Here is a 16,272-nt window from a genome sequence, read left to right on the forward strand (position 1 = left end):
CAATATGCATCAGCACCTTTTTCTAACTTTTTGAATCTTGGACTAATTACCAACTTTTTAGTGATTCTGTTTATGTTTGCTAAATGTTAGAGTTAAAGCTCAATATAAATGCAAAATTAACAACAATAACAATGAACTACATCAATACTCTTTTTTTAGTATTTGCAGCCTTCAGCTTAGTTGGCTGTGGCGGTGGTGACAGCACAGAAGAAAATACCAATATCATTTTTAACTCAGCACCGACCTTATCTGGTGAACCTGAAAATGCCTATGTAGGTACAGCCTTTGAATTTGCACCTCAGCTTGAAGATAAAGATAACGACCCTATAACGTTAAGTGCAAACAATTTACCCAATTGGCTCACCCTCAGTGATAACGTGCTTAAAGGGACACCAAGCGAAGCTGATTTAGGCAGTGTGACATTTGATCTTATTATCTCTGATGGCAAAACATCTTCAACTCACACATTTAGCCTGCAGGTCATTAATGCACAGGAAACCAATACCGCACCCAGTGTTTCCGGGCAAGTGCCTACAGCTTATGTGGGGAAAGCGTTTAACTTTACACCAGCTATTAAGGATCAAGAAAACGATGTATTAAGTTTTGCCATTGAGAATACACCTAGCTGGGCTGAATTTGATATTACCAATGCTAACCTCAGTGGCATACCCAGCACACAAGATATTGGCACATATCAAGATATCATTATTTCAGTAAATGACGGCATCAATAACGTAGATTTCGCCTTTAATATCACAGTAAAATCGGCGTCAACAGTGAATACTCCACCGCAAATTGATGTAACCAATCAAACTACAACAATCGACTCTGACTTTAGCTATACGCCCAGTATTAGCGATGCTCAAAATGATTCGCTTATTATGGCAATTCACAATGCACCGGCATGGTTAAGCTTTAATCAACAAACTGGCGAGGTAAGTGGAAAACCAACAATTGAACATGTTGGACGTCATTCCGAAATTAAAATAACCGTTTCTGACGGCGAATATAGTAGTAATGGTATTTTCGACATCACAGTGATTGACCCGACAGTGAGCAATACAGCGCCAATCATTATCGGAACACCAACAGTTGCCATCGCAAATAAAGCATACAGTTATTCATTTAATGTGACAGATAATGAAAATGACACGCTTTCTTTTGAGATTCAGAATTTACCCGAATGGCTCACATTTGATGAACTAACCACCTCATTAAATGGTATGCCTACAACCAATCATATTGGTTCACATGACAACATCATACTTACAGTGAGCGATGGCAAACTGCAAACTGTGAAAACCTTCTCAATAAATGTTGAAAAAGGTGAACCTGCGAATACGCCACCTGTAATTTCAGGTACACCACCTGACGCTGAAGAGAATAAAGCTTATTCATTTATTCCAACAGCGCACGATGTCGATGGTGACACGCTTAGGTTTAGGTTTAAAAACCTGCCTAGCTGGGCTCGCTTTAATACGCTTAATGGTGAAATTCATGGCACTCCGAGTTCTAACGATATTGGCACCTTTGAAAACATCGAAATCATTGTCGATGATGGGCAAGCCAGTGCTAGCATTATCGTAAGCATTACGGTAACTAAAGCCCCTATAACAAATACCCCACCTGAGATTGATGGCGCGCCAAATAATGCTATTGTAGGAATTGCATATGAGTTTTTACCGACAGTTAAAGATAATGATGGAGATAAGCTCACATTTACATCAACAAATTTACCTTATTGGCTTAGCCTAGATCCCAACACAGGCAAACTATCAGGCACAGCAAGCAGTGAAGATGTAGGTACATTTAATAACATTATCTTGACGGTAAGTGATGGTAAAGCCGAGGACTCACTGACTCTATCTATTACAGTTGAAGCGGCTAATAATTTACCGACATTGCTGACAACCACAGCGCAAGCACGAGCAGATGAGAGCTTTAGTTTGACGCTCACAGTTCAAGATACTGATAAGGACCCCATAGAAGTAACACCAATTAACCTGCCAAGCTGGTTGAGCTTTGATCCCACAACCCTATTACTATCTGGTACCCCTTTAGAGCAGAATGTTGGCAATGAAGCGCTTACGTTCAACCTCTTTGATGGTAAACAAACCAACCCACAAACTCTCAGCTTAGTGGTTGCTAAAAGTTGGCTAACCATTGCCATCGAAACAGGCAATGCATTGGTTGTCAAAGACAGTAATACTATTTTGAATGCCGCGATCACTGAGCTGTCATCACATAAAACACGTTTTGACGATATAAAATCACAATTATTTAAGCTTAATGATCATGGCGGTGTGCTCAATGCCATTGATTGGGACCCAACCCACGACTCTGCTATTTTGCAAGGTCAATACCCATTTAACGATACGGTACTCTACACCACCAACTCTAACCAATCTGGCGGACCTGATAGAGTATTACCAATGGCTATTGCAGGCAGCAAAACGCCCACTTCAGGCAGATACATCGCTTACGGCGGCAACCCATTTAGAAATTCAGTAAATGATCAAATGTTGACGTTTATGACGAACACTTTTGATTGGTTGACCCAAACCAATACGACCACTAAAAATCAGTTTAATGTTGTACTTAGTCAACTCGACGAAAGCTATTGGTTTAGAGATAGAAGTCTAACCCGAACTTGGTTTGATACACACTACAGCAATGTATCATACAACCAAGCGGGAGAATGTGATGGTAGTAAGTTAGCGCAGTGTGTAGCCGCAAAACCTGACGTAATAATTATTTCTCGCATGCTACGTGATGGCGATAATCAACAGGCTATTCTTGATGCTGTAAGTAACGCGCTAAAACAAAATATTCCTGTTGTTTATATTCAATATGATGGCGGCATTGGTGAACATGGCCGAAAACTACTGCAATTACTCAATATCAACCACACAAATGATAACTATTGGTGGAAACTTTTTTTAGATGATTTTAATCCAAATACCGTATTTAATACCTTGCCAAACGACATGCAGGCAATCAATACCCTGTTAAATAACTTTAAAGCCGAAGTATTTAATGTTGACTTAACAAATTGTGAAACACGTAGTTGCCCGGATAATTCCAATGTTTACAACGAGTTTTTCGCTGGCGCAGATGTTGTTAAAGCGATGTTTAATGGTTTTGACAGCGAGAAACGAAATATTTTCAAAAGCTCTGACTATCGCTTAAACAAGTTGCTGATTCTACTTGCTGACCATTATCGTCAAACGGTGAGCTTTCCAATGGATAAAATAACCACTGACACCGTTTCATTTTTTAAATCTCTTTATGCCGATTATGCTGTTTACAATGTAAGAGATATCAATCCTATTCAACCAGATATGGGTAACTTTAGTCGCTCGGATTTCAGCCATATCACGCCAGAGCATGCAACTATTTCGCTCACCGCAAAACCCTATTTCCGCTCAGCGGGCGTCTATGCCTTACCAGGGCAATCGTTTACTGTTACACGTACAGATAACCAAGCAATCACAACCCATATATTTATCAATACGTTGCGTACTGGCGCAACCCACATATTCAATGAAAACAAATACAACCGTCCGTATTTGCTGCAAACGCAAAAAATTGAAGTGAAACCCAATGAGTCAGTGACTCTTACTTCGAGTTACGGTGGCCCAATCCAAATTGCCTTTGATAAAAAAGACGTGGATGTAACGTTTAGTTTTACTCATATTGGCCGTCATCCACATTGGCGCAATAAATCTGACGACGCTATTTTTGCTGAGCGCATGGCCAGTGGTGATTATGATTGGGCAGAAATTGCTACTCCTGGCTTTGAAGTACATTCAAAGCTTACAAAATTAGAAGCATCGCTAGCTGGCAGTATTTGGCCTGTTGCCTCCGACTTTGCCAATGCAACCTCACGCTATACCCACAACTTAGTGCATGTACTTGCGGGCTTTAAAGGTCCTGGCATTGATGTAGAGCCAGAAATTCACGACTTTGTAACGGCGCGAGGACTTGCCGTAGATACCATCGATATAGTCAAACATATGAATGCAGATCAGCCTACTTGTGGTTGGGGCTGTAGCGGAAATCCATACGATGCAGGATGGAACTTTAGCCCAACAGGACATGGTGATTTACATGAACTTGGTCATGGTATTGAACGCAGTAGCATGCGTTTTGAAGGCTATGGTGGTCACTCAAACACTAACTTCTACTCATACTTTAGTAAATCAATTTACGAAGATGACACAGGTGAATCAGCAAGTTGTCAAAGTTTACCCTTTGAAGCTCTGTTTAATACCTTACAGCAAAGCAAGCTAGCAGCAGATCCAGTTGCCTATATGCAAGCCAACCTCAGCAAAAGCTGGTCAGAGCATCATGCGATTTATATGCAATTGATGATGGCTGTCGAGGCAGAAAATACCCTCAACAATGGTTGGTATGTTTACCCTCGCCTACATATTTGGGAACGTGAATATTATCGCGCAGATGACTCTGATAGTGCATGGGAAGCAAAAAAGGTTGGCCTTGGTTTTGCCGATTATTCCCGAGCCGACTTATCAAGCATCTCTCGAAACGACTGGCTTTATATTTCACTGAGTAATATTACCCAACTGGATTTAACTTCCTGGTTTGAAATGTACGGTTTTTCAGTGACAGACAAAGCCAAAGCGCAGGTGCAATCAAATGGCTTTAAAAGGTTAGCTGAAGTGTTTTATACCAGTACAGGTACTGGTTATTGCTCAAGCTTAACGCAGTCGTCATTGCCTGTAGATGGCAAACAAGTTTGGCCACACCTTTAATACAACAACCTTTCTTTCAAACAAAAAAAGCCCAGTTATAAACTGGGCTTTGGTAAACTTACTTCAGGGAATTTGTAAGTTTAAACTTTGTTTCGCTTAAAAACGTTGAGTGTAATTAAGCGTGAATACGCGGCCGCGCACATCGTATAACGATAGTACAGGTTCACGCGGCGAATCTGTTCTGCGTGGCGTGTCTTCGTCTAACACATTTAATGCTGCTAATGAGATAGTTGCATCCCAAGGTGCATTGTATGTGTATGTCAGGTTATGACCTGTAAAAGAATCTAGTGAGTCAAAGATTTGCTTTTCACCATTATCATCTACATAAGAGTCCTCTTGCGACGAAATATAGTATGAATAAAGGTTGATAGCATGATCATCCATTGACCAAGTAATATTGGCATTAATTCTATCTTGCGGACGGTAAACATCACCCAATTCGTCTTGACCTAGTTCGATGCCACCTGCCTCATTGATAAAGCTGGTTTTGAAGGTAACCATGTGTGACCAGTTAAGGTCAAAATCAATCGAACCTGCTGCGTCAAAATCAAACTTACCGTTTAATGTCATATCAAGACCGGCACTTTCACGTACACCAGCATTTGTTAGCGGGCTAATAATTTCATCGACATTGTCACCACGGTAAAGAATGTCAACACCCGGTAAACGCTCTGAAATAGGTACATTTGGACCTTCTGTTTCCCAAATTTGGATCTGCATAATTTGGATTAGTTCGTGATCGATAGTATCTACACGACCTTCAACATCAAGTGTCCAATAGTCTGCAGAGATTGACCAACCATCAGAAAACTGCCATACGATACCAAAATTAGTGTTATCAGACTCTTCTGGTTCTAAATCTGGGTTACCACCAGAGCTTGCCCAATATGCTGTACGATAATCACACTCTTCGATGCTAATGCCAGCACGATAACAGCCAATCAGATCAGCTTCGTCGTCATCGTAACCTCTTACAACATCACTGTATAAATCAGTCAGTAAAGGTGCTTGGAAACCAGTCCCCACAGAGGCACGTAATAATAAACTCTCTACTGGACGATAGCTGATATTCGCTTGCGGGTTAAACGTACTACCAAAATCGCTGTAATCATCGAAGCGGCCCGCTAATTTAACTTCCATTCCTTCAATCACTGGAATAGCTAGTTCAGCAAACGCAGCCGTAATAGTGCGTGAACCAATACCGCCACTACCACCGTTACCACCACTTACATTACCAGCTTCCGCTTGAGCATCGATTTTGCTGTAGTAAGTTTCACGTGCATGTGAAGCACCAATGTAAGTCGACATTGCACCTGCTGGCAGTTCTGCTACATCAAATTGCAAACCACCACGAACAGCTGTTTGACTTGAACGACGGTACTTATCAAAGTTTGCAGATACCGAAGCAGGCGGACGCGATTCTGGATCACGTGGATCCCACCCCTGCCAAACACCATCCGCATCAAATCCACCCACCGAACTTGAAAGTTGTGGTGTGCTGGTATAGTTAGTGCCCCAAGTGAACGCATCATAACGGGCATAGTTGGCACTTAAGTCCCAATAGACATCACCAAAGCTGCCATCAAGACCAATCGCTAAATCAAGTGAGTTGTCATTATGATCCGCGGTACGGTCGCCAGCTGAATTCATACGATAGCCAAACCAACCACCAGCTTCTACTGGCGTTAAGTTAAGTGTTGTACCATCAGATGTGGTAATTGTGCGTGCTGGTAATGCATCATCTACTGGGAACCACGCTGGATCACCCGCTGAGATATCAAGGGTATTCTGATTCATCCACATACCACGAACAAACATGGTTGTGTCTTCAGTTAATGAATAGGTAAAGTTCGCCATAATCGAGTCACGGCGTGTTTCTGGCAGAACTTGAGCCGCTTGTGTCCAATCGTAGCCACAAATTGAATAACTCTCATCAGAAAGGCGTGTTAATGGCCCTACAAATGTGCCTGAACCTTGCCCATTGTAAACATCACAATTATTTTCTTGGTTAAATGATTGTGTTACCCACCCATTACTCCACTGCTCTAATGCACGACCAGTCGAACTAATACCATGCCAGTTGTCGATATAACGAGGATCTAAACCTTCTTCTTTCAACTGTGCTTTTGCATAAGGTAAATCTGAGTACAGCACTTGTTCTTCTTTGTAATGTTCCCACGCAAAAACAAATGAACTGTTCTCTGAAGAACCACCTGCTGTCAGAGTAAAGCGTTGTGAGTCACCGCCATCGATGGTGTCCGGCGCTTCCACTTTTGCTGAAAATTCAGCACCTTCATAATCACGCTTTAGAATAACGTTAATTACACCTGCAACGGCATCTGAACCATAAACTGCTGATGCACCATCAGTTAAAATGTCAATGCGTTCAATTGCCGCTGTTGGGATCATATTTAAGTTAGCAGAGCCACCTGAAACAGGTGATTTAGTCAGTCTAACGCCATCAATGAGTACTAATGTTTGACGAGGGTCAGCACCACGTAATGCTACTTGCGCTTGAGAGCTGTAGCCATTGTTTGAAGCACCACCAAATGAACCAAAACTGTTTAACGTAGAGTTTCTTAAAACGTCACTTACTGTCGAAAAGCCAGATAATTCCATATCTGCAGCAGTAATAGAAATTACAGGGGATGCGCCTTCCATATCTACACGTTTAATACGTGAACCAGTAACCGAAATACGTTCAACTTGTGCTGCCGCCTCTTCATCTGCCGCAGTAACAGCAGGTGCACCAAGTAAAAGAGAAGAAATTGTAAAAGGGAGCAGCGCCTTTTTAAAATTCATTTGGTAACCCAAAAAATGTGATTTCATTATATTGTTCGCCATTTATTAAAATAATTTATGTAATTGTGTTAATTAAGTGAGAGTACATAACACACACTTATTTATATAAAATATATTGTATACTTTCTACATAAATAAATAATTTTTTACACTTTTGTATACAAAATATTAATAAGGGCATATCTTTGGCCGTCGGTTTTTTCTGTTTAATACTTAATTATCAGTTAGATAGCTTTATGTTTCGTGATTAAATGTAATCAACACATTTTTTAAAATAGAAAAGTAAAGAAGATGTAAAAACAAAAAAGGAGCCGAAGCCCCTTTTTAAAATGAAAAATAATTGTTTAGGCTGTTTGTTCTTTTGCCATTGTTAAATTACGGTACCCTGTTTTTAGCCTTTCAACGATTAAATAGTTTACAGGCACCAAGATTAATGTAATTAAAGTGGCAAACACAATACCAAAACCAAGTGAAACCGCCATAGGAATTAAAAACTGCGCTTGAGTTTGCTGCTCAAACAATAACGGCATAAGTCCACAAAATGTTGTAATACTAGTCAGCATAACTGGTCTAAAGCGCGATACTCCGGCCGTTAACACCGCATCCATTAATGCAAGTCCCTCTTGGCGTCGCTTATTAATATAATCAACAAGTACTAATGAGTCATTTACTACAACACCAATTAAGGCAAGCATACCCAATAGACTCATTATGGTCAGTTCCATCGCCATTATCCAATGCCCTAACACCGCGCCAATCATGCCAAAAGGGATCACACTCATCACAATCAAAGGTTGGATATAAGATTTAAATGGGATGGCCAATAATGCGTATATCACAAAAAATACAAAGATCAGCGCCCAACCTAACGAGCTAAACGATTCTCTTTGCTCTTTGGCTTCACCTTCAAGAGAATGACGGACACCAGGATACTTAGCAACTAACCCATCAAGGAAGTCTTTTAATTCAGCTTGTAAAACCGTCATATTGGTATTGGCTTTTTCGATATCTGCTGTGATGTTCACAGTACGATAACGGTCAATACGGTAAATACTCGATGGGCTTTGCCCTGGCGTTAATGTCGCGACATGATTTAACGGTACTTGTCCACCACTTGGAGTATTAATTAATAATGAATTTAAAGTGGTTAAAGAGCTGCGCTCATTAAGAGGCAAACGCACCATAACCCGAACATCATCTCGGCCACGTTGGATCCGTTGCACCTGTACGCCGAAAAAAGCATTGCGCACTTGGCGAGTCACATCAGTTCTGGTTAAACCAAGTGTTTTACCTTGTGCTGTGAGTTCTAACTGTAATTCATCTTTACCATCGCTAAGGCTATCAGCAATATCAAACACCGTTGGATACGTTGCTAATTGCTTCTTCACCTGATCCGCAACCTCTTGCAAAGTAGCCAGAGACATGCCTGTTAGCTGAACATCAATAGGATCGCTTGAGCGACCAATCTCAGCACGGAATGTTAAACTTTCAGCTCCCGGAATTTGACCGATTAAGCCACGCCACTCAGATACTAATTCGCGCGAACCAATATCAAGCGTGCGTGATTCTGGCGGTGTAATCTCAAAACGAACTCCACCCGTGTTTGTCGCCCCACCTCGGCCTCCAGTGGTTGCTAACACATTTATTATGACACTTTCACCTGTTTCAGGGTCTCGGTATTTTTCGCGTAGAAGCTCTGCTTTACCCGCCATTAAATCGATGTATTTGGCGGTAACCTCAAACGGTGTACCAGTTGGTAAGGTTAGATTTGCACGCACTGTTTCACTTGGAATACGCGGAAAGAAAATAAACTTAGTCCAGCCACTCATAATCAGCGACAAAATAATGAAGAATACAGCGACAAATAGCGAAACAGTAACACCTTTGTGACTCACTGCTTTATTCAATAACGGACGATAGTATTTTAGAATGACACGTTCAAACCCATCAGCAAAGTTTTGCTGAAATTGACTAAATCGACTTACTTTGCCTTTTTCTTTGCGCAGTTTTAAATATTTAAGGTGAGCGGGTAATACAAATTTAGACTCGACCAACGACATTAATAATACCGGAATAACCACCACAGGAATTTGCGCAAATAACGCGCCACGTGCGCCATCAATAAAGGCCAGCGGTAAAAACGCAGCAACTGTGGTTAATATGCCAAACGTGACTGGGGTTGCCACTTCTTGCGTGCCTTTAATCGCAGCTTCCTCGCCTGATTCCGCACTATTTAAATGGGTATAGACATTTTCCCCAGTAACGATGGCATCGTCTACCACAATCCCCAGCACGAGAATAAAGCCAAATAAACTCATTATATTTAGCGTAATGCCAAACAGTGGCATCGCTAAAAACGCGCCCATAAAGGACACTGGAATACCAATAAAAACCCAGAACGCAATCGCTGGACGCAAAAATAAAGTCAATAAAGCAAGTACTAAAATACCGCCTTGTAATGCGTTTGACGTCAGGGTAGAAATTCGGTTTTTAACAATTACCGAGTCGTCATCCCAATAGCTAAGCTCATAACCTTGGGGAAGTTTGCTTTGTTGCTGTTGGATGTAGGCTTTTACTTTGTCAGCCACTTCTATCGCACTTTGGTCACCGATACGATAAACCTCAATAAATGCCGCTTGCTTACCATTAAAGCGCGTGCGTACTGGAGACTCTTCAAAATCATCTTTGATATTCGCAACATCAGACAAACGAACTAAAGAACCATCAGATAAACTTTTTACTATAATGCTGGCAAATTCATCTTTGTAATATGCCTGCCCTTTTGATCGCAGTAAGATATCACCACCGCTTGAACGTAAGTTGCCCGCTGAAATATCGGCACTGGAACGCTCAATAGCATTGCCGACATCAGCAATCGTTAACTGATATTGGCGTAACTTATCTTGGCTTATCTCAATTGCTATCTCATAATTTCGCACACCATCGAGCTCAAGTTGTGTCACCCCGGGAATACGCAGTAAGTCATCGCGCACTTTCTCTGCAAATTCACGGGTTTCCTTTTCAGAATAGCTTCCAGATACTGTGACATTTATTACATCACGTTTACGCTGGGCTAAAGACACAACTGGCTTTTCGGCATCTGCTGGAAAGGTGTTAATTGCATCAACACGACTTTTAATATCGGCTAACATCTCTCGCGGATCATAGCCAGAATCTACCTCAATGGTGATGGATGCCGACCCCTCTGCAGAACGACTGCGAATTTCTTTAATCCCCTCTAAGTCTTGCACTGCTTCTTCTACACGAATGGTAATGCCTTGTTCTACATCTTCAGGGGTTGCACCGCGCAATGACATATTTACGCTAATACGATCTGTTTCAAACGAGGGAAATACTTCTAACGGTAATTGTGTTGTCACTGAGAACAAGCCACCAATTAATATGCTGATCATCAACAAGTTGGCAGCGACATGGTTGCGAGTAAACCAGGCGATCATAGCGCTTTCTCCTGCTCACGCTTAGCTTTACGCTCTGCGATTAGTTGCTCAACCGAGATACCACGTTGCTTCGCTATTTCTTTTAATTTAGTTAAACGGTCAGACTGATTACTCGCGTTTGTTGTCGCCTCGCCTAATACAGCTACCTGAGTACCACTACTCACTTGTCCAAGCGGTGTCACAACTAGGCGTGAGTTCGGTTCAAGACCAGCTCCAATTAAGCTTTCACTTTCACCTTGCCAAGCAAGGGTAATATCTTTGCGTAATAAACGGTTTTCATTATTTAAAACATAAACATAGCTGCCTTGATAAATTGCATCATTGGGGATCACAAGGGCATTTTGGATCTCGCGCCCTCGAATCAATGCATTAACGTACTGGCCGATTTTCACAGGGTTTTGACCTGTTACTGGCGTTGAATAAGGGTCTTCAATTTGTGCTACCACATACAGTTGCTGAGATGCATCATTAATTGCTCCTTCTGTGCGAACTAACTTGCCTTGCCATGTTTGCTCCCCAATTAAATCGGAGTTAAAAATAACTTGGCTATTTTGATTTGTTTTCTCACCACTTTGGTAAATCTCTGGCAAATCAATAAACGCTAAGTCTTTGTTGTTTATTGGCAAACGAATTTCAACCGTGTCTGTGGCAAAAACCTCAGCTAATTGAGCATTGTTTGATACGACTTGGCCAATATCGACATGCTTTTTCAATACGCGACCTGAGAATGGCGCTACGATGTTAGTTCGTTCAAGCGCAAGTTGAGCCTTTTCAAGTTTAGCTTGTGCTGATAGTACATTGGCTTCTTGCGAAGCCAGCTGTGGCTTACGTAATACAAGGTCGCTCGGCGCTTCATCACTGCCTAGACGCTGCCAATCTGCAAGTGCCTGTTTACCTCGCGCCTGCTCTTCAAACAACGCTTGCTTTGCTGATAATAAACTAGCCTCCGCAATCTTCACCTCAGAGCGATAATCACGTTCATCAATGCGCAGTAGCACTTGGCCTTTTTCGAAAAAGCCACCATCTCGCAGACTTTCGCTGATAAAACTGACTTCACCAGAAACCTGTGCCACCAGCACACTTTGAGTACGCGGTTTTACCACACCATAACTGGCAACATTGATACGATATGGAGCCGCTTGAATGTTTTTGATATCAACCACAAGTTGAGCTTGTTTCGCTCCACCAAACCGTTTTGTACTGGGTGGATTTTTAAATATGACGCTGATGATGATGCCTGCCACAATTAAAATAATCACTGGCATTACTAAGCGTGGAAGTTTTGCTTTATTGAACGGCATTAGCGCTTTCCTTTGAATTTATCACTTTAAAATCGCCACCAAGTGCAACATGAAGATTGACTCGGTTTGCAATTAATAGATTTTTAATACTGATTAAACTGCTTTGCGCATCAAACGACCTTTTCTGCGCATCCAATACTGTGGTGTAACTGACCAAACCTTTTTGATACTGCTCAAATGACAAGGTTTCTGCTAACTTGGCATTGTCAGCTGCAAGTAATGTTGAATCGTAGCGTTGTTGCAAGTTACGTTCTTTAGATATCCCATTTTCAACACCTTGAAATGCGGTGTATAAATTGTCTAAGTAACTTATCTCTTGTTTGTTTAATTCAAGTAACGCTTTTTCTTCATTGGCTTTAAGGCGCCCAGCATTGAATAAGGGAGCCGTTAAAGAGCCAGCAATAGACCAAGCAATATTTCCACCTGCGAGTAAATCACTAATCTCGTTGCTATCTGGACCCACACTGCCGGTCAATTTTAAACTTGGAAAGCGCTGCTTATGAGCAAATGCAAGCGCTGCGTCTTTGGCAAGTAAGGCGTACCAACTGGCAATTAATGAAGGCTTGCGGGTAATCAATTCGGAAGGCATACCCAATGGAATATCAGATTGTAATAACGGTAGTTCTGCCGTTACTGACAGCAAACCGGCTGGGTAATCGCCAATTAATAGTTCTAATTCACGAATACGCTCGATTTGAGTAGTTTGTTGCGCTGCTAAGCGTGATTTTTCATTGTTAAATTCGTTACGGGTTAAATACACATCCAGTGCACTGTTGAGACCTTGTCGATAGCCTGACTCAATGATATCTAAATTTTGTTGTGCCAATACTAAACGTTCATTTAACAATGCAACTTGATTATTCGCTTCAATAACCGCAAACCAAGCTTTTACGACATTTGCTACTAGAGTTTGCTTTTGAGACAAATATTCTGCTTCAAGTGCCATTACATTCAGATTTGCATTGCGCTCTTTTGCCGATAATTTCCCCCAAACATCGAATTCATAAGATAAATTAAGATCGAGTCCATTACCATTAGCATAATTATCACTACTTGGCATGTAGCGTCGGTTGCTGTTTAAGGAAAGGTCAAGGGTTGGCCACAAATCGCTGCCAGTAATGACGAGCTGTTGTTTGGCTACAGCAATGTCGAGTGCTTTTTGTTTTAAGCTTCGGTTGTTGATGAGGGCTTTTTCAATTAATGATAATACTTGCGTACCTTCTAGCTCAGAAAGCCAATTTTCGCGAATAGCAAGGTATTCATCTTGTGCTTGCCACATACTGGGAGTAGCAATGTCAGCGCGGTAGTCTGTTGTTATTGTATTTGTCGTATTACAGCCAACTAAAAAGGTATATAACCCTATCTGGAAGGTTAGCCTTAAACGCGACTTTAACCTGTTGCTCATTAGTGTCTCTCACTAGAGAATTGAAAATCTTCAATATCATAGTTTAATAATTGTCTAAGAAGTGTCTCAATAAACTTTACATAGACTTACATTCATTCCTAATACAGACACAATTCGCAATTAGATCATTCTCCCCACTGTTCAGGTTTATGCACTACATAGCCCTGAACATAATCCACTTCCGCAGCAATGAGCAAATCGACAATCGCTTGATGTTCAGCACACTCCGCAACACAACTTAATCCCATGTTATGTGCCAAATCAGTCATGGTTTTAACAAACATTTGATTTTTAATATTTGTATCTAAGTTGCGGATAAAACTACCATCTATTTTCAGTTTGTTAATGGGCAGTTGTTGTAGATAACTAAATGACGATAAGCCTTTGCCAAAGTCATCGAGAGCAAATTGACAACCTAAGTTAGTAGCCCATTCAATAAATGCTTGAGCACGGGCAAAGTCATTTACCGCATCGGTTTCGGTTATTTCAAAAGTAACGTGCTCAGGTGACACATGATATTTATCTAAACAAGACTTAATAAATGGTTTTAGTGAAGGGTCGGTAATTGTTTTGCCCGATAGATTAATTGCACAATGAATAATCTCTGCCGTCAGGCTCATTTTTTCAAAGGTTTTACTAATCACCGCTTTATCCAGTGCAACAATATGCCCCGTTTGTTCAGCAAGTGGAATAAATTGATCTGGGGCGATTATCTGTTCACCATTTTTCAGCCTAACCAGCACTTCAAAATAACAAGCCTGTTCTTCACGCATTAATGAAGTGATTTTTTGGTAATACAAAATAAAATTTTGCTTTTCAATTGCTTCAAGTAATAAGCTAAGCATCTGTTCTTGCGCTAATAAGCTTTGCACATGACTGTCTTTAACTGTCAGTTTCTCACCCGATTTAAGGTTCTTGTCGCGCTGGCAACCTATATGTGCTTTGACTAAGTGAACGCCATTTTGTAATTCACCATCCATCGCCAACGCAACCGATTTAATGCCAAAGCGTTGCTGCGATTCAGTTGATAACAAACTATCAAGTTCATTTAAAATTTCGTCTACTTTTTCTTCGTTTAGTTTTATCGAGTAAATAGCAATAATCTCATCACTAATGCGACCAAAGGTATATTCCTCTCCCAATAATTCCATTAAGGCATTGGTTAATTGCTTCAGGTAAAAGTCTGATTGCTTGATTTCATCATCTTGCAAACCGACATCTGCCACAGAAATCACTTGAAACGACATACACAGTTTTTGTTTGAGTGAATCCAACTTTATGTCGTTGTTCAAAGATTTTATAAATCGATATTTGGTATATGCGCCAGTTAATGCGTCATAACTTTGTTGTTTGAAAATATAATCTTTTGCACGAATTAACTGATTTGTAGAGCGAGACACAATGCGATACAAAACTAATAACACCGCAGAGAAAATTGTGGTTAAGATCAGAGCGCGAATAATCGAGTCGTGCAGAATTTCTTTTTTATACTTGTCAGCAAGTTTAATTGCTATGTTCCAGCGAGTATTCTCGATGGGTTTAGAAAAACTAAATGAACGAACTTCACTCTCGCTCATACTAAGTACCTTAACAACGTCATTAACGCTGAGAGTGTTAGTTAACTCCACCACACCAATTAAGTCATTTCTAAGTAAGAAAAGTTCTTGTTGAGGTAAACTGTAGCGGTTTAACAACGCATTCAATTCATCCACATTAAAAGCAACAAATAAAAATGCGTTTGGACGATCCACTAGAGGGATCAATAAATCAAAGTGCATACTTTTAGCACTGCGATGCAAAAACAGTTCTTCTTGCTGATTATGTCTAAATGTACTTGAGATCTCTTCTTTACAATCAGGTAAAAAATCGCCTGTGATATGTGAAACTGTGCCTATCTGTTCTGGTGAGATAAGAGAAAACAACCTTACATCAGGCACATCTTGCTTGAGCTTATTAAGTAAAGATATATAGTCTTCTTTTGTGGCAAGGGAGCCGGCATCATATAAGTCTTGTAATTGTTTGCTGTTATTGATTTGAAATGTATTAATGGTGAGCTTTAATTCAGATAGAAAGCGCTGGTATTCACTATCGACTCTATCAACAACTCTCTCCATCAACTGTGATTGATAGCGTTTATGAACTTGAATTGCCGAGTAACCTTGCCAAAAAGTAAATGCACCTAAAAATAGTAAGCTCGCCACAAGCAATAATTTATATGCATTTAATTTTTTTAAAAGCTGATAATCCGAATTAAATACCATTATTAAACTACTATCGCATCGTCAAAACCTAATTAGCATGAACTTGCAATTTAGCCATAAAAGGAAGAAAGGGCAATCATTGTTAACAAGGTGACTACTTCATGAAGCAACTCTTTCAATCACAGAATTATACTAACTCATTAATTTTTATGACTAAATTAAAGTTTTTAGCATCTTAAAGCTTTTTGAGGTAGTAGTGAAAGAATCGATACATAAGAGAATGTTCAGCAAAAGAATAACTTTTATGTCACTAGAGTAACATAAGGTTTC

General features: G+C 40.5%; 6 protein-coding genes. 1 reads left to right on the forward strand and 5 read right to left on the reverse strand.

From position 1 onward, the window contains the following. Nucleotides 1-83: 83 nt before the first annotated feature. Nucleotides 84-4,775, forward strand: a complete 4,692-nt coding sequence (locus OM33_RS22070) for an ImpA family metalloprotease (protein WP_052141006.1) — start codon at nt 84-86, stop codon at nt 4,773-4,775. Between the two features lie 96 nt (nt 4,776-4,871). Here OM33_RS22070 and OM33_RS13155 read toward each other — a convergent pair whose 3' ends face one another. The 5 genes from OM33_RS13155 to OM33_RS22075 all read right to left on the reverse strand — a co-directional run bounded on the left by OM33_RS13155 (nt 4,872) and on the right by OM33_RS22075 (nt 16,002). Continuing rightward, entirely contained in the window at nt 4,872-7,577 is a 2,706-nt protein-coding gene (locus OM33_RS13155) for a TonB-dependent receptor plug domain-containing protein (protein WP_038643385.1), read from the reverse strand. 344 nt (nt 7,578-7,921) lie between these two features. After that, on the reverse strand, nt 7,922-11,035 hold the full coding sequence (locus OM33_RS13160) for an efflux RND transporter permease subunit (protein ID WP_038642359.1): 3,114 nt from the start codon (nt 11,033-11,035) through the stop codon (nt 7,922-7,924). Next, the gene (locus OM33_RS13165) at nt 11,032-12,336 is read right to left on the reverse strand and encodes an efflux RND transporter periplasmic adaptor subunit (RefSeq protein ID WP_038642361.1); all 1,305 of its coding nucleotides are present in this window, start codon (nt 12,334-12,336) and stop codon (nt 11,032-11,034) included. The genes OM33_RS13160 and OM33_RS13165 overlap by 4 nt, the downstream gene beginning before the upstream one ends. Then, complete coding sequence (locus OM33_RS13170) at nt 12,323-13,741, reverse strand: efflux transporter outer membrane subunit (RefSeq protein WP_038642362.1); 1,419 nt, start codon at nt 13,739-13,741, stop codon at nt 12,323-12,325. Before OM33_RS13170 ends, OM33_RS13165 begins: the two co-directional genes overlap by 14 nt. Before the next feature lie 125 nt (nt 13,742-13,866). Next, nucleotides 13,867-16,002, reverse strand: a complete 2,136-nt coding sequence (locus tag OM33_RS22075; protein ID WP_052141008.1) for an EAL domain-containing protein — start codon at nt 16,000-16,002, stop codon at nt 13,867-13,869. Nucleotides 16,003-16,272: the final 270 nt, after the last annotated feature.

This window comes from Pseudoalteromonas piratica (genome assembly GCF_000788395.1).
Classification (GTDB): Bacteria; Pseudomonadota; Gammaproteobacteria; order Enterobacterales; family Alteromonadaceae; genus Pseudoalteromonas; species Pseudoalteromonas piratica.

Bases quoted from the DNA above. Each gene is read 5' to 3' on its own strand.
- OM33_RS22070 (WP_052141006.1), top strand. From the start codon at position 84: ATGTTAGAGTTAAAGCTCAATATAAATGCAAAATTAACAACAATAACA.
- OM33_RS13155 (WP_038643385.1), bottom strand. From the start codon at position 7,577: ATGAATTTTAAAAAGGCGCTGCTCCCTTTTACAATTTCTTCTCTTTTA.
- OM33_RS13160 (WP_038642359.1), bottom strand. From the start codon at position 11,035: ATGATCGCCTGGTTTACTCGCAACCATGTCGCTGCCAACTTGTTGATG.
- OM33_RS13165 (WP_038642361.1), bottom strand. From the start codon at position 12,336: ATGCCGTTCAATAAAGCAAAACTTCCACGCTTAGTAATGCCAGTGATT.
- OM33_RS13170 (WP_038642362.1), bottom strand. From the start codon at position 13,741: ATGAGCAACAGGTTAAAGTCGCGTTTAAGGCTAACCTTCCAGATAGGG.
- OM33_RS22075 (WP_052141008.1), bottom strand. From the start codon at position 16,002: ATGGTATTTAATTCGGATTATCAGCTTTTAAAAAAATTAAATGCATAT.